Consider the following 18,307-nt stretch of genomic DNA (forward strand, 5'->3'; position numbering starts at 1 on the left):
GACTTTGATCTTGATCAGTTCGCCGGTTTTCTTGCGACGAAGGCAAGATTGTTCGCTGGCATCTCGGCGATTTCCAGCAATTCAAGCCCGTTGGCGCGCAGAAGTTCCTGCATTTGGGTATCGTCCTTATAGCCGATATCCGGGTCTTGCTGGATCAGAGCGTCATGGAATCGTTTGTCGCCATCACTTGTCAGCGCGCCTGCGCGCATAAAAGGCCCATAAAGAACCAGACGCCCCTTGGGTCGCAAGGTCAAAGCTGCTTCGGATACCAAAGCTGTCACCTCGGCCCAGCTGATCAGATGCAGAAGATTGATCAGAACGATAAGGTCTTTCTGGTCGAAACTCTGGCTCCAACCAAGGACAGTCGCGTCCAGATGAACCGGAGGCGCAACATTGGCCAATCCCGCAGAATAGGCGCTGATACTGGCCCGGCGTTCTGCTGAGATTTCACTGGGTTGCCAGTTCAGGCCGGGCAGGCGCTTGGCAAAGGCAAGAACATGCTGACCTGTTCCGCTTGCAAGCTCCAGCGCATCACCCGATTGAGGGGCAACGCGATCTAGCAAATCGCACAGGACGTCGGAATTCCGACTGGCTGCAGGTGCGACCAATCTGCCACCATCCCCTTCGTTGGCGACGCTGGCGTTCGAGGGCAACTTACGCTTGCTCATCGGCGGAGCCTTTCGGGTTTCAGCGCCGCAACTGCATCGGGATCAATCGCCGGTGCCGAACCTGACACCAGATCGCTAACCAGTTGTGAAGCCCCAGGCGCTGTTTGAAAGCCATAGCCGCCCTGAGCGGCAGACCAGATGAATGACCGATCCGCAGGGTCCGGCCCCAGAACCAGCGTGCCGTCCGGGGCAAAGCTGCGCAAACCGGCCCAGTTGCTTTCCAGACGTGTGACGGGCTCAGTCACCATTACTTCATAGCGGGCCAGACCTTCGGCCAATACCATATCGTCTGCATAGGCATCGTGGGGCGTGGTCGGGTCCGCCTCGGCAGGTGAGACCAGGAGCTTTCCTGCATCCGGTTTGGCATACCAGCTTTCCCCGACACCCAGCATCATGGGCCAGTTGCGAACATCGTGACCACCAGGCGCAGGAATACGTGCCATCGATCTGCGGCGTGGACTGATCCCAATTGGCTCAATTCCCGCCATCAGCGCGACCTCATCCACCCAGGCGCCAGCAGCGTTTACGATCTGACGTGCCTCGAACGTATCTTGCGCCTCGACGATCCAGTGTCCGGACTTGCGAATGCGCGTCACCCTCTGACGGGTGAGGACTTTGCCTCCGCCCGCTCGGATTCTGCGCGCGAAATCCTGCAAGACACGATCGGTGTCGACATCCCGAGCGCTGTTACTGAGCGCGGTAAACCCCACCGTCGAAAGATTCAGGATCGGAATGCGCTGCAGTGCATCCTCCAAATCTATCGGCTGAACGCCAAGGTCTGCCACGTCTTTCTCAAATTGATCCTGTTGATGCTTTGCCGCTACCAGCATCAATCCGCGCGGGGTGAGATAATCGTTGTCCTCAAAATAGGCGGCGCTGGCTTTGGACAGCGCCACAACCGAATCCGGCCCATACTCCTGTTCGAACAGGGCGGCAGATCGGCCTGACGTATGGTAGCCCAACGCGTCCTCAGCTTCGAGAACGATTACTTCACCATGTGCGGATAAGCGTGCAGCGGTGCTGAGACCGGCAATACCGCCTCCGATCACTAGAAAATCGATCATTCGCGCCTTTCTGATCCGGATATCCCGAACCGAACGGGTTGTATTTGAGTCTGAGCGGACCATTGCATGGGCGTCGTCGCCCGAAAAGACGCAAGTTCAAGGTATCGGACACTTGATCGCACGCTTCCAGACTGGTTTTAGTGCACATATCAGAAGATTTGGAGACAGACGTGGACATGGCAAACCTTCATCCAATGGCAACGGGCCATATCCCCGCTTATGTCACGCAGGCAGATGGCAGTGATTATCTTTTTACCTTCATGCTGATTTTCACCGTTGCCATGGTTGTTCTGATCGGCGTGGCGTATTTTACCCTGCATTCGATACCGGAAAAGATGGCGCATGAGACAAATCATCCGCAATTCCAACTGGTTGGGATTCTGGCGCTTCTGGCTCTGTTCACGCATAATGGCATCTTCTGGGTTGCTGCGGTACTGGTCGCTGGCTTCCAGTTTCCTGACTTTGCAGCGCCATTGCGCTCAATCGCTGACGCGATCCGGTCGTTGGCACCGGGGCAGACGCCGGCTCCGGAGCCCGAGCCAGAACCAAGCAAACCAGAAGTGCAGGGGCATTGAACCATGATTGAGACGATGCTGTGCGCACTGATTACCGTGCTTCCCGACTATCTGTTCCGTCGTTTTGTGCAAGGCAAGCGGATCGGGCATGAGATCACCCTGTTCACCATGTGGTACGAGCTGCGCTGGGGCCTCACGACCTGTGCCATTCTGGCGCTGACGGTGATTACGACGCTGTTTTACTTCCACCCATCCAGCAAAACTGCGGCGTCCTATTTCCGCACCGTGACGATCCTGCCGCAACTGGGGGGGCGCGTGTCCGAGGTTTATGTGCGCAACAATGAACAGGTCACCGCAGGTCAACCGATCTTCCGGATCGAGGATTTCGCCCAGACCGCTCAGGTTGAGGCCGCCAATGCGCAGATCGCACAGGTTCAAGCCTCGTTGAAAGTGGCCCAGACCGATCTGGCCGAGGCTGAGGCAGGGATCGCGGGCGCGCGTGCCGCCCTTGATCAGGCGCTGGAGGATCTGGAGCGTAACACAACCCTACGCGATGAAGGATCCAGCGCAGTGCGTCTGGCTGAAATCGACCGGCTCGAAAATCTGGTTGCCGAACGCGAGGCCCAGGTCAACGCAGCGGTCTCGCAGCGCGCAGCCGTCGTGCAACAGATCGAAGAGCTGATCCCTGCGCAACTGGCCAGCGCCAACGCGCAGCTGGATGCGGCGCTCACGGAACTCGAAAAAACCGTGGTCAGTGCGGGCGTGAGTGGTCGGGTTGAACAATTCGGTTTGCAGGTTGGCGATTATGTCAGCCCGCTTCTGCGCCCTGCGGGTATTCTTGTGCCATCCAACTCGGGTCACAACCGGTTTCAGGCCGCGTTTAACCAGTTGTCCGCGCAGGTCATCAAACCCGGCATGATCGGAGAGCTGGGCTGCATGACCAAACCTTTCACCGTGATCCCCGTGGTGGTGGTCGAGGTGCAGGATGTGATCCCCTCGGGCCAGATCCGCCCCACGGATGAGCTGCGGGACGTGCAGAACAACACCAACCCAGGCTCGATCCTTGTCTATCTTGAGCCGCTCTATGAGAGCATGGCCGACGATGTACCACCGGGCAGCAATTGTCTGGCGAATGTCTATACCGACAATCACGAACGGTTAGAGCATGAGGATCTGGGTTTCTGGAAAAAGTCATTCCTGCATGTGGTGGATACGATTGGCGTCGTTCATGCAGCGGGCCTGCGGTTGCGCTTGATACTGATGCCAGTGAACACGCTGGTTCTGAGCGGGCATTGAGCGGGAATAAACCGGTTCCAGCTTTTTGCTGAGACAAGGCATTCAGGTAAGCTACATGACCGGTCCCAACCGCTCTTCCGAATATGCGTGCGCCATTATCATGCAGGACGAAAAAGTGCTGCTCGGGCGGCGCGCGCATTTTCGGGCGTCCTATCCGAATTGCTGGGATTTCGTTGGTGAAAAATCGAAATCGGAGAAACGCCTGAGCAGGCTCTTATCCGTGAACTGAACGAGGAAATCGCCATTTCACCCATCGAACCCCGCTATTTCGATCAAATCGTCGATACCGGGGTCAATGCTGAAACGCCGCCGGTTTACCGGTTTTTTCTGGTCCAGAAATGGCAGGGCGGGGCTCCCGTTATCAACAACCATGAACACTCGCATCTTGAGTGGTTCAGCTTGCAGCAAGCCTGAGACTTGTCGAATCTGGCCTTGCCCGAATACCGCCCGCTGCTTCGCGCCGCTTTTGATCACGCAGGGTGATCCGGTAATCTGTATCAAAAAAAGGCCCGCCTGATGTGCGGGCCTTTGGTTAGTCAGCTTGTCTCGATCTTACTGCGGAATTTCATCTTACTGTGGAATTTCGCCTTCCAGCCCTTCGACGTAGAAGTTCATGCCCGCAAGTGTGCCGTCATCGGCCACTTCGCCCTCAGCCAGCCAGTCGCTGCCATCCTGCTTTTTCAGCGGTCCGGTGAAGGGGTGGTACTCACCCGCAGCCATGGAGGCTTTCATCGCCAGCGCTTCTTCCTTGACGTCGGCGGGAACCGCATCTGAAATCTCGCCGATCTCAACCATGCCTTCGCGGATGCCGTCCCATGTGTTCACGGTCTCCCACGAGCCATCCATCACCGCTTGGGTGCGCGCGATGTAGTAAGGCGCCCAGTTGTCGATGATCGAGCTGACGCGCGGGAACGGAGCGTATTCGCTCATGTCCGAGGCCTGACCGAAGGTAACGACGTTGCCCGCCTCTTGCGCAGCCGCCTGTGGCGCGGTCGAGTCGGTGTGTTGCAGGATCACGTCCGCGCCCTGTTCGATCAGAACGGTGGCGGCATCAGCCTCTTTCGCTGGGTCGAACCAGGTGTAGGCCCAGACGATCTTGAACTCGACATCCGGGTTCACCTTCTTGGCGTGGATATAGGCCGAGTTGATGCCGCGGATCACTTCGGGGATCGGGTAGGAACCGATGTAACCGATGATGTTCGACTTGGTCATCTTGCCTGCGATATGGCCCTGAACGGCGCGACCTTCGTAGAAACGGGCCGAGTAGACCGAGACGTTGTCGGCGGTCTTGTAACCGGTCGCGTGCTCGAACTTCACGTTCGGGAATTTCTTGGCCACGTTGATCGTCGGGTCCATGTAACCAAACGATGTGGTGAAGATCAGATCAGCGCCTTCCAGTGCCATCTGGGTCATCACGCGTTCGGCGTCCGGACCTTCGGGAACGGATTCGACGAAGACGGTTTCAACCTTGTCGCCAAACTCTTCCTCTACGGCCAAGCGGCCCTTGTTATGTTCATAGGTCCAACCGCCGTCGCCCACCGGGCCGACATAGACGAAACCGACCTTGGTCTTGTCTTGAGCCATGGCCCCCGAGGCCAGACCCAGCGCCATGGCGGCGCTTGCCAGAAGTGTAGTGAATTTCATGTGTTACTCCCCAAGTTGGTTTAGTTAGCCCCTAGTGTGAGGCATGGAAGGTCCGGCCCAATGCGGCAGGTGCGCTGCTCTTGTCGGCCGAAAGGATCACAAGCACAAGGATCGTGATGATATAGGGCGACATTGCCAGATACTCGACAGGAATGGCAACGCCCGCTGCCTGTAAATTAAGCTGCAACACGGTGATGCCGCCGAACAAATAGGCGCCCAGCAAGGCCCGCCATGGTTTCCAGCTGGCGAAGACCACCAGCGCAAGAGCGATCCAACCAACGCCGGCGGTCATACCTTCGGTCCATTGAGGGACGCGGATCAGGCTGATGTAAGCCCCACCAAGGCCCGCGCAAGCGCCACCGAACAGGATCGCCATGATGCGGATTTTGATGACTTTGTATCCAAGCGCGTGTGCCGCATCGTGGTTTTCACCCACCGCGCGCAGGATCAGACCGACACGGGTGTATTTCAGCGTGGCCCAAACGGCCGCCGTCAACGCGATGCCGACATAGAGGATTGGGTCATGCTGGAACAGGATCGGGCCGATCACCGGGATATCGCTGATCAATGGGATGTGGATATCGGCCATGTCCGGGGGTTTGACGCCCACATAGCTCTGGCCCATCAGGGCGCTGAAGCCGAGGCCGAAGAGGGTCAAGGCAAGGCCACTTGCCACTTGGTTGGCCAATGCCACCTGCGTCAGCAATACGAACAGTAGCGACAGAACCGCACCGCCTATGGCAGCCGCGATAAAGCCCAACCAGGGTGAGCCGGTTTCGACCGAGATCGCAAAGCCGCTGATTGCGCCGACGATCATCATGCCTTCGACGCCGAGGTTCAGGACGCCTGCCTTTTCGACGACCAGCTCTCCGATCGCGGCCAGCAGCAGGGGGGTTGCGGCCACCATCAGCGAGGCGACCAGAAGGACGGGGTTAATTTCACCAAGGTCCATATTACGCTACCTCGCTACGGGCCGCACGGATGCGGTAGTTTGTCAGAAGATCGAAAGCCAGCAGGAAGAACAGAAGCATGCCCTGAAACACCTGAATGGCAGCGGCAGGCAGACCCAGCTGCGACTGCGCGATTTCACCGCCGATATAGGTCAGCGCCATCAGCCCACCAGCCAGCAGGATGCCCACCGGGTGCAGGCGGCCCAGGAAGGCCACGATAATCGCGGTAAAGCCATAGCCGACGTTAAAGTCGATGCTGACCACGCCAGAGGGGCCCGAGACTTCAAACATCCCCGCCAGACCAGCGAGAGCGCCGGACAGACCCAAACAGAACAGGATCAGGCGAGCAGGGTTCACACCGGCAAACTTCGCGGCCCGAGGCGCTTCGCCTGTCAGGCGGATGTGGAAGCCCAGCATGTGTCGGTTCAGCAGCACATAGGCGAAGATCACAGCGATCAAAGCCGTGACGACACCCCAATGCATCCCTGATCCTGCAATCAGCTCGGCATTATGAGCGCTGTCATAGGACTGCAGATTACGCGAGCCCGGAAAACCGAACCCTTCGGGATTTTTCAACAGACCCAGCGAAACCGAGGCCAGCATCTGCTCGGCCACATAGACCAGCATCAGCGACACAAGGATTTCGTTGGTACCAAAGCGCACCTTCAGGAAGGCCGGGATCATCGCCCACAGCCAGCCGCCAAACGCGCCCGCAATCACCATGATCGGAAAGATGTAGAACGCATCCAGAGGGTAGAAGGCCAGACCAGCACCGGCGCCAAAGATGGCACCCATGATGTACTGCCCCTCGGCCCCGATATTCCAAATACCGGCGCGGAAGCCCAGTGACAGACCGATGGCGATCAGCACCAGCGGCGCGCCTTTAACCAGCAATTGCGGGCGGTAATAGAACGCGAACTCACCAAACAGCGGTTCCCAGAAAATGGTGCCGATGGCCTCGACCGGGTTCTTGCCCAGAATGGCGAACAGGATGCCGCCAAAAACCATCGTTGCCAGCACCGCGACCAATGGGGTGGAATAAGACCACGCCTTGGACGGCTGAGGCCGTTTCTCCAACACAATCATCTGCTCATACCCCCGTGTTTCTCTTTTCTTTTAACTGTTTAGACATGGGCCACCTCCATGCCATGCGCACCGCCCATCATCAGCCCGATCTCGTCAACGGTCAGGCCCGTGGTTTCGCGCGGGGCGCTTAGTCGTCCTTCGTTCAGTGCGGCAAAGCTGTCGGAGATTTCCATCAGTTCATCGAGGTCTTGCGAGATGCAGATGACCGCAGTTCCCTTGGCCGCCAGATCCAGAATGGCCTGCCGGATCGAGGCCGCCGCCGCCGCATCCACGCCCCATGTCGGCTGGTTCACCACCAGAACATCCGGGTTCTGCAACACTTCGCGACCGATCACGAACTTCTGCAGGTTCCCTCCCGACAGCGAGCGCGCCGCGTTCTCAGGGCCCGGCGTCCGGACGTCAAAAGCGCTGATGATCTTCTCAGCAAAGCTCTTTGTTTCGGTCCATTTAAGGAAGCCGTTACTCTCAAGCCCTTCGCGGACCGAACCGGTCAGCAGGGCGTTTTCGATCAGGCTCATATCCGGCGCCGCCGCGTGACCCAGCCGTTCTTCGGGCGCGGTCAGCACGCCTAGTTTCCGCCTGGCAGTCGGGCCGAGTTTACCAATACGCTGGCCGTTGAATTTGATCGCGTCGGCGGCCGTCTGAATTTCACCTGACAGCACACCCAGCAGTTCGTCCTGGCCGTTCCCAGCGACGCCACCAATGCCCAGAACCTCGCCCTTGCGGACGGTCATGTGGATATTCTTCAGCGCCGTACCGAACTCTGATGGCGACGGCACCGACAACCCACTGACATCCAGCGCAACATCCCCGAACTCACGCCCCGATCGCTCCGGTGTCTGCAGGGTCGAGCCCACCATCATCTCGGCCATGTCACGCGCCGAGGTCTCAGCCGGGACACACTCGCCCACGTTCTTGCCCAGACGCAGGATCGTGGCGTGATCACACAGAGTGCGGATCTCTTCCAACTTGTGCGAGATATAGAGGATCGAGGTGCCCTCGGACCGCAATTTGTTCAGCGTCTCAAAAAGGATATCAACCTCTTGCGGAGTTAGAACCGAGGTTGGCTCGTCCATGATCAGCAGCTTCGGATCTTGGAGCAGGCAGCGGATGATCTCGACCCGCTGACGCTCGCCGGCGGACAGGTCTCCAACGGTTCGGTAGGGGTCGAGAGGCAAGCCGTAGGTCTCGGATACTTCTCGGATTCGCGAGGCCAGATCACCCATCGGGGGCGGGTTCTCCATCCCCAGCGCGATGTTCTCGGCCACGTTCAGTGCGTCAAACAGCGAGAAGTGCTGGAACACCATCGCGATCCCATCGCCGCGCGCCGCGCGCGGTTCTGGCGGCGCAAAAGGTTGGCCGCGCAGCAGCATCGTACCGCTGTCGGGTTTCACCAATCCGTAGATCATCTTCACAAGCGTGGATTTGCCCGCGCCGTTTTCTCCCAGCAAGGCGTGAACCTCGCCTTCGCCGATGTCAAACGACACCTGATCATTGGCCACGACGCCGGGATAGGCCTTGGTCAGCCCTTGCAAGCTCAAAAGTGGAGTGGTCACGCGCTCAGGTCCTTCTTCAACTCGGTTTGTCGGGCCGGACGCAACAGTTGCGCGGCAACGCCGACGGCGATCATTTGCGGGTGTTTGCCCAAGCCGGGATCGCCGATTGGACAAGTGATCCGGCTGATCCGCTCGGGCGAATGCCCAAGGGCTGCCAACCGCGACCGGAATCGCGCCCATTTCGTAGCCGAGCCGATCAGCCCCGCAAAGCGGAAATCGTGCAAAAGCAGCCGGTTGCACAATTCCAGATCCAGATTGTGTGAATAAGTAAGCACAAGGTGCTCGGCATTGGGTGGTGCATGGCGAACCAGCTCGGTCGGTTTGGCGGCTGGAACTGTAGTGACACCAGCTGGGACCGAGGCCGGGAAGCGCTCGGGTCCGGTGTCGACCCAGGTGATCGCAATGCCGGGCAAGGGGGACAGAACATCCACCAGTGCCCGTCCGACATGGCCTGCGCCCCATATCCATAGGTTCCAGGTCGGCTTGTGCAACGGCTCAACCATCCAGCCGTCGATCAGTTGCGGTTCGGGGGCAATCCCCTGACCGCGCGCAGTTGCCAGCAACCTTTTCACGGACAGAGGCATTTCGCCTTCCGAGGCAGACCGCACTATGATCGTGTCGTCGAGCGCTTCAACCGCCTTTAGATCAAAGACTTCGCTAAAAAGTGAAACTGCACCGCCGCAGCATTGACCCATATCGGGGCCGAGCGCGTGGTGGGTCAGGCGGGATTGGGCTGTTTGTTTCCGCGCGATCTCTGCCGCCTGAAATTCCAGTGCCCCACCACCAATTGTGCCGCTTTGCCCGTGTTCCCAAACCAGCATTGCAGCGCCGACTTCGCGCGGGGATGACCCCTTGATCGCAGCAATGACCACCCGGGTGACTTTCCCGTGGGTTTTGACCGCCTCCCTCAAAGCCTCTCGATCAAATCCCATCAGATGCCTCCCTTCATCCTTTGGACGCCGTGCCAGACTTCCTCGGCCGTGGCAGGAGCATTCAGCGCCGAGTAGCTCTCGCCGCAGGCTGTAACCGCATTCGACAAGGCCAGCCACGCCGATATGCCCAGCATGAACGGCGGCTCTCCGACGGCTTTGGAACGATAGATCGTGTCCTCGCGGTTCTCGCCGTCCCAAAGTGCGACGTTGAAGATGTCAGGTCGGTCCGAGCAGGCCGGGATTTTGTAGGTCGAGGGCGCGTGCGTGCGCAGATTGCCCTTGCCGTCCCAGACCAGTTCCTCGGTCGTCAGCCAGCCGGCACCTTGCACATAACCGCCCTCAACCTGTCCGATATCCAGCGCTGGGTTCAGCGAGGCACCGGCATCATGCAGAATATCGGTGCGCAGGATGCGGTTCTCGCCGGTCAGTGTGTCGACGGCGACCTCGGTGATTGAGGCTCCGTAGGCAAAGTAAAAGAACGGACGACCGCGCCCGGCGATCCGGTCCCATTCGATTTTGGGTGTTTTGTAGAACCCGGTTGCCGACAGGCTGATACGACCCTGATAGGCCAACGCAGCAGCTTCGGCGAAGGTATAGCGTTCTTCGCCGACCGAAACGTGGCCGTCCGAGAAGGTAACAGTTGACGGATCGGCTTGGTGCCGCTCGGCCAGATAGTCAGCCATCCGGCCGCGGATCGTGTCGCAGGCGGCTTTCACTGCCATACCGTTCAGGTCACTGCCCGAAGACGCTGCTGTGGCCGAGGTGTTCGGCACCTTGGCGGTATCTGTGGCAGTAATCTTGACCATCTCCAGCGGAATGCCAAAGCGGGATGCTGCGACTTGAGCGACCTTCTGGAACAGACCCTGCCCCATCTCGGTGCCGCCATGGTTCAGGTGGACCGAGCCGTCCTGATAGACATGCACCAGTGCGCCCGCCTGATTCAGATGAGTCAGCGTGAAGGAAATCCCGAATTTGACCGGAGAGAAGGCGATGCCCTTCTTGATCACGCTGTTCTCGGCATTCCATTTTTCTATCGCTGCCTTGCGCGCGGCATAGTCGCTGGATTTCAGCAGAGCTTCGGTCATGCCGTGCAGTTCGAAATCGCTGACCTCCATCCCGTAGGGCGTGGTGTTGCCGCCTGCGGGCAGGGGGCGCACAGGGGTGTCCCCCATCTCAACTGCGCCCCGGCTTGTCAGGTCTTCATGCGGGTCGGGGTGACCCAGTGGTTTCTCTGCCGGCGCAGCCTCAGCAACCTTGTGCGCTGGTTCATAATAGTTGCGACGGCGTAGTTCGACTGGGTCCAGCCCCAACTCATACGCCGCATGATCCATAACGCGTTCGATGCCGACCATGCCCTGAGGGCCTCCGAACCCGCGATAGGCGGTGGCGGATTGGGTGTTCGTCTTCAGCCGGTGGCTCTCGATCCGGGCATTTGGCAGCAGATAGGCATTGTCTGAATGCAGCATCGCTCGGTCCGCGACGGGCAGAGATAGGTCCTGTGCCCAGCCGCAGATTGCGTGGTGTAGGAACGAGACGCCCTGAATGTGCCCGTTCGCATCGAACCCGGCCTTGTAGGAAATGCGGAATGCGTGGCGCTTGCCGGTGATGATCATGTCGTCATCGCGGTCATAGCGCATCTTGCAGGCTTTGCCGGTTGCACGCGCTGCAACAGCACAAGCCACTGCCAGAGCATTGCCTTGGCTTTCCTTGCCGCCAAAGCCTCCGCCCATCCGGCGGGTTTCAACCCGGACCGCGTGCATGGGAACACCCAAAGCGTCGGCTACTTTGTGCTGAATCTCGGTCGGGTGTTGGGTCGAACTGTGCACCAACATGTCCGCGCCTTCATTCGGCACGGCCAATGCAGCTTGACCTTCGAGGTAGAAGTGCTCTTGTCCGCCAAGTTCGAAAGACCCTTCGATCACGAGGGTCGCGCCAGAGATAGCCGCATCTGCATCACCCTTGGCGTAAATGCGCGGGCCACCTTCGAACCGGCTGTCAGCGGCTAGAGCCTCTTCGACTGTCAGGATCGGGGTTTCTTCCGCGTAGTCGATCTTCCCAAGCCGTGCGGCTTTGCGAGCGGCCAGATGGCTGGTTGCGACAACCAGAAATACAGGCTGGCCGATATAGTGAATGGTGCCGTCTGACAGCAGAGGCTCATCATGGATCGACGGAGAGACATCGTTTGCGAAGGGCAAATCCTCAGCAGTCATCACCATGACAACGCCTTCGGCAGCTTTCACAGCTGACAGGTCGATCGATGTGATCTTGCCCTTGGCGATCGGGCTCAGCCCAAAGGCCAGATGCAGAGAACTCTTTGGCGTCGGTATATCGTCCACATAACGGGCCGAGCCGGACACATGCAAAGGGGCCGCATCGTGGGGGAGGGGTTTGGTCACGCTCATGCCGACACCTCCAATACGTTGGTCACCTCGCCCTGATCTTCGAAGTAATACCTCTCGAGCATCGCTTTGGCGGTTTCCAGACGATAGGTGGCCGAGGCGCGCATGTCCGTGAGTGGTGAGTAATCGTCGGCAAAGGCAGGAAGCGCGGCGCCAATCGTCTCGCGCGACCAGGGTTTGCCGATCAGTGCGGCCTCGACATGGGATGCCCGTTTCGGAGTACCAGCCATGCCACCAAACGCGATGCGCGCTTCGGTGACTGCTCCGTCCGTAACGGTGATATTGAAACACCCGCACACAGCTGAAATGTCCTGATCGAACCGTTTGCTGAGTTTGTAGGCTTTCAGGCGATCTGTCTGACGCGGGAAGCTGACGGCTTCGACAAACTCACCGGGTGCGCGATCTTGCTTGCCGTAGTCGATAAAGAACTCTTCCAAAGGAAGGGACCGGCGGGCTTCGCCTTTGCGAAGGTGTAAAGTTGCGCCCAAAGCAATAAGCGCAGGCGGGTTGTCCCCGATGGGCGAGCCATTGGCGATGTTGCCACCGACGGTCGCGGCGTGGCGCACCTGAACGCTGGCGTAGCGGCGGATCATTTCGGCATAAGAGGGGTGCAGGTCAGCAAGCGCCTCTCCTATACGGTTCATATCGACCATGGCGCCGAAACGGATTTCTTTGTCGGTGATGGTGATCTCTTTCAGATCTTCGCAGCGATTGAGGAAGATCACTGGGTCCAGATCACGCAACTGCTTGGTGACCCACAGACCCACATCGGTCGCTCCGGCCACCAGAGTGGCATCGGGGTTTTCGGCATAGACAGCCGCAAGCTCGTCGGACGATCCCGGCAGCATCGGCGACGCGGCAGGGCTTGCGACGGGTTTGTCTTTGACCCAAACCGGTACAGGTTGCTCCTCGGCGGCTTTCGCTGCTCGGATAATGGGCGCATAGCCGGTGCAGCGACACAGGTTTCCGGCAAGCTGAGTGTCATGATCCGTCGCGCCAGTCGCGTGACCGGCAACCATCGACATGACAAAACCGGGGGTGCAGAAGCCGCATTGCGAGCCATGCAGGTCTACCATCGCCTGTTGCACCGGGTGCGTCTCGCCATTCGGGCCGCTTGCGCCTTCGACGGTGCGCACGGCTTTGCCATGTAGCTGAGGCAGGAACAGGATGCAGGAGTTCAACGCCTTGTGGCCACCGTCATCCGTCACCATGACGGTGCAAGCACCGCAATCGCCCTCGTTGCAGCCTTCCTTGGTGCCGGTCAGGCTGCGATCCTCGCGCAGCCAGTCCAGTAGGGTAGCCGTCGGATCAACGTCGGTCAACTCCACTGTCTCTCCGTTCAGAAGAAACGTGATATTCATTCGAGAAACCCGTCGCGTTACCCGGTTGCGCCCGTTTGGCCCTCCTTCGATGCGACGTAGAAAGAGTGGCGGGCGTTAGCTTGCCATCAGATGTTAGAAACAGCGCACCTTATCTGGCAAGAAAAACTGCCTATATGATACACCATTGGACCCGCGCGGCTTATAAATATCGCGTTTGTTTAAAAGTCAGTCGCTTGTAAATAAAGCGCTTTTTGAACTCGGCCCCAGATCAATCCCGAAGCACCTTCTAGAAAAGCCAAATAATCAACGTCGATTTTTTAAGCATTCAAAAGCGTCGGTTCCCGCTTTTGCAGCGCCGCTGGCTGGGATAGCGTAGGGGTCATGAGCAGTACCCCTCGATTCATTCACCTCCGCGTTCACACCGAATATTCACTGCTGGAAGGCGCCGTGCGACTGAAGAAGTTGCCGGGCTTGTGCGAGCAGATGGACATGCCCGCCGTTGCGGTGACAGACACCAATTCGATGTTCTCAGCCCTCGAGTTCTCGGTAACCGCAAGCGGGGCTGGCATCCAGCCCATCATGGGGTGCCAGATTGATCTCACATACGTTCGGGTGCAGCCGGGTGAAAAGACCAAACCTCCTGCGCCATTGGTTCTGCTGGCACAGTCAGAGGTGGGATATGAGAACCTGATGAAGCTGAGCTCCTGTCTCTATGTAGACAAGGGTGGTCAGTTGCCGCAGGTCACTTTGGATGAGCTGGCGGAGCGATCAGACGGTCTGATCTGTCTGACCGGTGGCCCCGACGGGCCGGTGGGGATGCTGTTGCAGCAAGGGCAACGCCCGGCAGCAGAGGCATTGGTGGATCGGCTGGCAGAGATGTTCCCGGACCGCCTGTATATCGAACTACAGCGGCACCCCGGGGAGGACGGTCAGCCCGAGGCCGAGCGTCTGTCCGAGCGTGGCCATGTCGAGATGGCCTATACCAAGAACCTTCCGCTGGTCGCCACCAACGATGTCTATTTCCCGACCTCGAATATGTATGAGGCGCATGACGCGCTGATCTGTATCGCCGAGGGGGCCTATGTCGACCAGCAGGAAGGCCGCCGCCGCCTGACCGCGCAGCATTATTTTAAGTCGCAGCAAGAGATGGTGACACTGTTCGCCGACCTGCCCGAAGCGATTGAGAACACGGTCGAGATCGCCAGACGCTGCGCCTTCATGGCCTATCGCCGCGATCCGATCCTACCGAAATTCGCGGATGATGAGGTGGCAGAACTGCGCCGCATCGCCAATGAGGGTTTGCAGAAACGTCTGGCCGTTGTTCCGCATGCGGTAACGCCCGAAGAATATCAGGAACGGCTGGATTTCGAACTCGGCATCATCGAAGGTATGGGCTTTCCCGGGTATTTCCTGATCGTTGCGGACTTTATCCAATGGGCAAAGGATCATGACATTCCAGTGGGGCCGGGGCGGGGCTCAGGTGCCGGATCTCTGGTGGCTTACGCGTTGACAATCACCGACCTTGACCCGTTGCGTTACAGCCTGCTGTTCGAGCGGTTCCTGAATCCCGAACGGGTCTCGATGCCCGACTTCGATATCGATTTCTGCATGGATCGCCGCGAAGAGGTGATCCGTTATGTTCAGCAGAAATACGGGCGCGACAAGGTGGGGCAGATCATCACCTTTGGTGCGTTGCTGTCGAAGGCTGCAGTCCGCGATATCGGGCGAGTCTTGCAGATGCCATACGGGCAGGTGGATCGCCTGTCCAAGATGATCCCGGTAGAGGGCGTCAAACCGGTTTCCATCGAAAAGGCGCTAAAAGACGAGCCGCGTCTGCGGGAAGAGGCGCGAAACGAAGAGGTGGTGGAGCGTCTGCTTACCTATGGCCAACAAGTCGAAGGCCTATTGCGGAACGCTTCGACCCACGCGGCGGGGGTTGTGATCGGAGATCGCCCTCTGGATGCGCTGGTGCCGCTCTATCAGGACCCTCGGTCCGACATGCCCGCGACACAGTTCAACATGAAATGGGTGGAGCAGGCCGGGCTGGTCAAGTTCGACTTTCTTGGCCTGAAAACGCTGACTGTGATCCAGAACGCAATGGATCTGATCTTCAAATCCGGGCGTGACCTTCACATAGCGCCCGATGGCACGGAACTCTACGAACCCGCTGACGGAGCTGTGAACCAGATCAACGCCATCCCGCTGGATGATGAAGCGACGTACAGGCTCTATTCAGCGGCCAAAACGGTTGCGGTGTTCCAGGTGGAAAGCTCGGGCATGATGGATGCGCTCAAGCGTATGAAGCCCGACTGCATCGAAGATATCATCGCGCTGGTCGCGCTCTACCGTCCCGGCCCTATGGAGAACATCCCCAAGTTCTGCGAGGTTAAGAACAAGCTGAGCCAGCGGGACACATTACATCCCTCCATCGACCATATTCTGGACGAAACCCAAGGCATTATCGTTTATCAGGAACAGGTGATGCAGATCGCCCAGGAAATGGCGGGCTACAGCCTCGGCGGCGCGGACCTGTTGCGCCGCGCGATGGGTAAGAAAATCCAGGAGGCGATGGATGCTGAACGGCCCAAATTCCTCAAGGGCGCTGCTGAGAACAATGTGGACGAGGCCAAGGCGACCGAGGTCTGGAACCTGCTGGACAAGTTCGCCAACTACGGTTTCAACAAATCTCACGCCGCTGCTTACGCGGTGGTCAGTTATCAGACCGGTTGGCTGAAGGCGAACCATCCGGTCGAGTTCATGGCGGGTGTCATGAACTGCGATATTCATCTGACCGACAAGTTGGCGGTGTACTTTGAGGAGGTCCGCAAAGGATTGGACCTGCCTTATGTGCCGCCCTGCGTAAACCGTTCGCTTGCAACGTTCGACGTGGTGGATGGAGAACTTGTCTACGCGCTGGGCGCGCTCAAGAACGTAGGTGTTGAAGCGATGAATCTCGTGGTTGCGGGGCGAGACGATAAGCCCTTTGTCAACCTGTTCGACTTTGCCCGCCGGGTTGACCTGAAGAAGGTTGGCAAACGTCCGCTTGAGATGATGGCGCGTGCCGGAGCGTTCGATCAACTGGACGGCAATCGACGTCGCGTGTTCGAAAGCCTCGATGCGCTTGTGAGCTATTCGAGTGCGATCCACGAGCAGAGAAACTCCAACCAGGTCTCGCTGTTTGGCGAAGCAGGGGACGACCTGCCCGAGCCGCGCCTTTCGCCCAGCCCCGACTGGCTGCCAGCTGAACGTCTGAGCGAAGAGTTCAAAGCGATCGGGTTCTACCTGTCCGGCCACCCGCTCGACGACTACATGCCAGCGCTCAAGCGCAAACAGGTACTGACGCTGGATGAGGTGATCGAAAAGGCCCGCTCAGGCCCATTGATTGCCAAAATGGCAGGCGTCGTCGCCGGACGGCAAGAGAGGAAATCGGCCCGCGGCAACCGCTTTGCTTTTGCGCAGCTCTCCGATCCGACAGGAGCTTACGAGGTCACGCTGTTCTCGGAGACGCTTGAGAAATCGCGCGAGTTTCTGGAGACCGGCGCGCAGGTGGTTCTGACCGCCGAAGCAACCATGGAGGCCGATCAGCTCAAGCTTCTGGGCCGATCTGTCGGCCCGGTCGATGCGGTCGTGGCCGAGGCCGGAGCAACAGGTTTGCGTATCTATCTGGATCAGCCAGAGGTCTTGCCGACCGTGGCAAAGGTGCTGGAAGATGCGAGCACTGCGGCCAAGGGTGCCAGTAAGGGGCCGATCCAGCTGTGTCTGCTGGACCCCGCCCTGCCGGGGGATGTCGAAATGGACCTGGGCCAGGATTTCCCCATCAACCCGCAGATCAAAGGGGCGATCAAATCGCTGGACGGTGTCATGTCGGTCGAAGAGATTTAGAAGCCGGTTTTATTGCCACAGCGTTTTCGCGCAGATAGGCTGCCTTTGCACACTCTTTACGCGTGAAACAGGAGGGCATTGGTTTGGCATTTTCAGGTATTGGCTCCAGAGCGATGGTTTTGGCGGGTGCAATCTCGCTTACCGTGGCGACCGCGGCATTTGCGGATGATAAAAAGAAGAAAAAGACTATCGAAGGCGCGCTGATTGGTGCCGGTGTTGGTGCGCTGATCGGTGACGGCAAGGGCGCGGCGATCGGTGGTGTAGCCGGGGCGATTATCGGACATAACTGGAAATGACTGCCATGCGTATGACCTCATTCAGAAGTGTTTTTGCAGGGATTTGCGTGTTACTGCCGGGTTGGTCGATAGCTGACGAGGCTGCAGATCAGATGGTGCAGGATGCGTTGCCTGTGATGCACTACACATGCGCCTCGATTGCTGAAGAAGCGGATGGTGACGAAGCCTTTGTTGTGGCCGTTGTTGAAAAGATGACGGCCCTGTCGCTCTACAATCGCCAGATCAATATCGAAGATCATGCGACGACCGACGAAGAAAAAGCCCAACTGCGCGAAACCTTCATCGCTGCATTGTCCGAGGGTTGCGCAGCGGACAAAGATGCCCTGTTGGGAGGAGTGGTCGATAACGCGGTGAAATCTACGCTGGGGTTATGACCGCTTAGTAATGCGGTGGGCGTTCGTCGCCGAACACGACCCCGCCTGATCCTTCCTGTGCCCGTTCGGCCTCGCGCTGTAGCAGCATCTCGATCCGGCGGGTGAGGCGGTCGATTTCGCTCTGTTGTTTGGTCACAACCGCGTTCAACTCGTCCACGGTGCGAGTCAGATGGGCGATCTGTTCTTCCAGATGCTGCATAGAGTTCTCCTTACACGCGTCTCATAGCGACCCTGTGACGCCGTGGCCAGTGAAACCCCGCCTTGCCCCGATGCAGGCCATGGGATAGACCGCGCGCGGAACACTAAGCCCCAAGGACGCCCCA

Annotated in this window: 17 protein-coding genes; 7 read left to right on the top strand and 10 right to left on the bottom strand. The window is 58.7% G+C overall.

All coding sequences use genetic code 11. The features are described from left to right. Nucleotides 1-14: 14 nt before the first annotated feature. Entirely contained in the window at nucleotides 15-668 is a 654-nt protein-coding gene (locus tag ACR0AZ_RS20080) for a DUF938 domain-containing protein (RefSeq protein ID WP_480668126.1), read from the bottom strand. Then, complete coding sequence (locus tag ACR0AZ_RS20085; protein ID WP_480668127.1) at nucleotides 665-1,732, bottom strand: NAD(P)/FAD-dependent oxidoreductase; 1,068 nt, start codon at nucleotides 1,730-1,732, stop codon at nucleotides 665-667. The genes ACR0AZ_RS20080 and ACR0AZ_RS20085 overlap by 4 nt, the downstream gene beginning before the upstream one ends. 176 nt (nucleotides 1,733-1,908) lie before the next feature. On the opposite strand from ACR0AZ_RS20085, the gene ACR0AZ_RS20090 reads away from it, so the two are divergent. The 4 genes from ACR0AZ_RS20090 to ACR0AZ_RS20105 are packed head-to-tail and all read left to right on the top strand — an operon-like array spanning nucleotide 1,909 to nucleotide 3,957. Continuing rightward, nucleotides 1,909-2,307, top strand: coding sequence for a hypothetical protein (locus ACR0AZ_RS20090; protein WP_480668128.1), 399 nt, complete (start codon nucleotides 1,909-1,911; stop codon nucleotides 2,305-2,307). A gap of 3 nt (nucleotides 2,308-2,310) precedes the next feature. Further along, on the top strand, nucleotides 2,311-3,543 hold the full coding sequence (locus ACR0AZ_RS20095; protein WP_480468830.1) for an HlyD family secretion protein: 1,233 nt from the start codon (nucleotides 2,311-2,313) through the stop codon (nucleotides 3,541-3,543). A 55-nt stretch (nucleotides 3,544-3,598) separates the two neighbouring features. Next, entirely contained in the window at nucleotides 3,599-3,772 is a 174-nt protein-coding gene (locus ACR0AZ_RS20100) for a hypothetical protein (protein WP_480468831.1), read from the top strand. 8 nt (nucleotides 3,773-3,780) lie between these two features. Continuing rightward, nucleotides 3,781-3,957: a hypothetical protein gene (locus ACR0AZ_RS20105; RefSeq protein WP_480471872.1), complete on the top strand. Its 177-nt coding sequence runs from the start codon at nucleotides 3,781-3,783 to the stop codon at nucleotides 3,955-3,957. Between the two features lie 156 nt (nucleotides 3,958-4,113). Here the strand turns inward: ACR0AZ_RS20105 and ACR0AZ_RS20110 are convergent, their stop codons facing one another. From ACR0AZ_RS20110 to xdhA, 7 genes are read right to left on the bottom strand one after another with little or no spacing between them, the layout of a single operon-like run. Further along, nucleotides 4,114-5,187, bottom strand: coding sequence for a BMP family ABC transporter substrate-binding protein (locus tag ACR0AZ_RS20110; RefSeq protein WP_480468832.1), 1,074 nt, complete (start codon nucleotides 5,185-5,187; stop codon nucleotides 4,114-4,116). A gap of 31 nt (nucleotides 5,188-5,218) precedes the next feature. After that, nucleotides 5,219-6,139: an ABC transporter permease gene (locus ACR0AZ_RS20115; RefSeq protein ID WP_480468833.1), complete on the bottom strand. Its 921-nt coding sequence runs from the start codon at nucleotides 6,137-6,139 to the stop codon at nucleotides 5,219-5,221. 1 nt (nucleotide 6,140) lies between these two features. After that, on the bottom strand, nucleotides 6,141-7,223 hold the full coding sequence (locus tag ACR0AZ_RS20120; RefSeq protein WP_480468834.1) for an ABC transporter permease: 1,083 nt from the start codon (nucleotides 7,221-7,223) through the stop codon (nucleotides 6,141-6,143). A gap of 38 nt (nucleotides 7,224-7,261) precedes the next feature. After that, nucleotides 7,262-8,779, bottom strand: a complete 1,518-nt coding sequence (locus tag ACR0AZ_RS20125) for an ABC transporter ATP-binding protein (RefSeq protein WP_480668129.1) — start codon at nucleotides 8,777-8,779, stop codon at nucleotides 7,262-7,264. Beyond that, the gene (gene xdhC, locus ACR0AZ_RS20130; RefSeq protein ID WP_480668130.1) at nucleotides 8,776-9,711 is read right to left on the bottom strand and encodes a xanthine dehydrogenase accessory protein XdhC; all 936 of its coding nucleotides are present in this window, start codon (nucleotides 9,709-9,711) and stop codon (nucleotides 8,776-8,778) included. The genes ACR0AZ_RS20125 and xdhC overlap by 4 nt, the downstream gene beginning before the upstream one ends. After that, nucleotides 9,711-12,113 (bottom strand): xanthine dehydrogenase molybdopterin binding subunit, encoded by a 2,403-nt coding sequence (gene xdhB, locus ACR0AZ_RS20135; protein ID WP_480668131.1) that lies wholly within the window; start codon nucleotides 12,111-12,113, stop codon nucleotides 9,711-9,713. The genes xdhC and xdhB overlap by 1 nt, the downstream gene beginning before the upstream one ends. Then, entirely contained in the window at nucleotides 12,110-13,471 is a 1,362-nt protein-coding gene (xdhA, locus tag ACR0AZ_RS20140) for a xanthine dehydrogenase small subunit (RefSeq protein WP_480468838.1), read from the bottom strand. The genes xdhB and xdhA overlap by 4 nt, the downstream gene beginning before the upstream one ends. 342 nt (nucleotides 13,472-13,813) lie before the next feature. On the opposite strand from xdhA, the gene dnaE reads away from it, so the two are divergent. From dnaE to ACR0AZ_RS20155, 3 genes are all read left to right on the top strand, one after another. Beyond that, nucleotides 13,814-17,314 carry a DNA polymerase III subunit alpha gene (gene dnaE, locus ACR0AZ_RS20145; RefSeq protein ID WP_480468839.1) on the top strand — a complete coding sequence of 1,167 codons (3,501 nt, stop codon included), beginning with the start codon at nucleotides 13,814-13,816 and terminating at the stop codon, nucleotides 17,312-17,314. A gap of 62 nt (nucleotides 17,315-17,376) precedes the next feature. Continuing rightward, nucleotides 17,377-17,610: a YMGG-like glycine zipper-containing protein gene (locus ACR0AZ_RS20150; protein WP_480468840.1), complete on the top strand. Its 234-nt coding sequence runs from the start codon at nucleotides 17,377-17,379 to the stop codon at nucleotides 17,608-17,610. Nucleotides 17,611-17,621: 11 nt separating this feature from the next. Next, on the top strand, nucleotides 17,622-17,984 hold the full coding sequence (locus tag ACR0AZ_RS20155; protein ID WP_480468841.1) for a hypothetical protein: 363 nt from the start codon (nucleotides 17,622-17,624) through the stop codon (nucleotides 17,982-17,984). A gap of 4 nt (nucleotides 17,985-17,988) precedes the next feature. On the opposite strand, the gene ACR0AZ_RS20160 is transcribed toward ACR0AZ_RS20155, so the two are convergent. After that, a complete protein-coding gene (locus ACR0AZ_RS20160) occupies nucleotides 17,989-18,183 on the bottom strand; it encodes a SlyX family protein (protein ID WP_480468842.1) in 195 nt (64 codons plus the stop codon). Between the last annotated feature and the right edge of the window lie 124 nt (nucleotides 18,184-18,307).

Source organism: Ruegeria sp. BE3 (genome assembly GCF_056538865.1).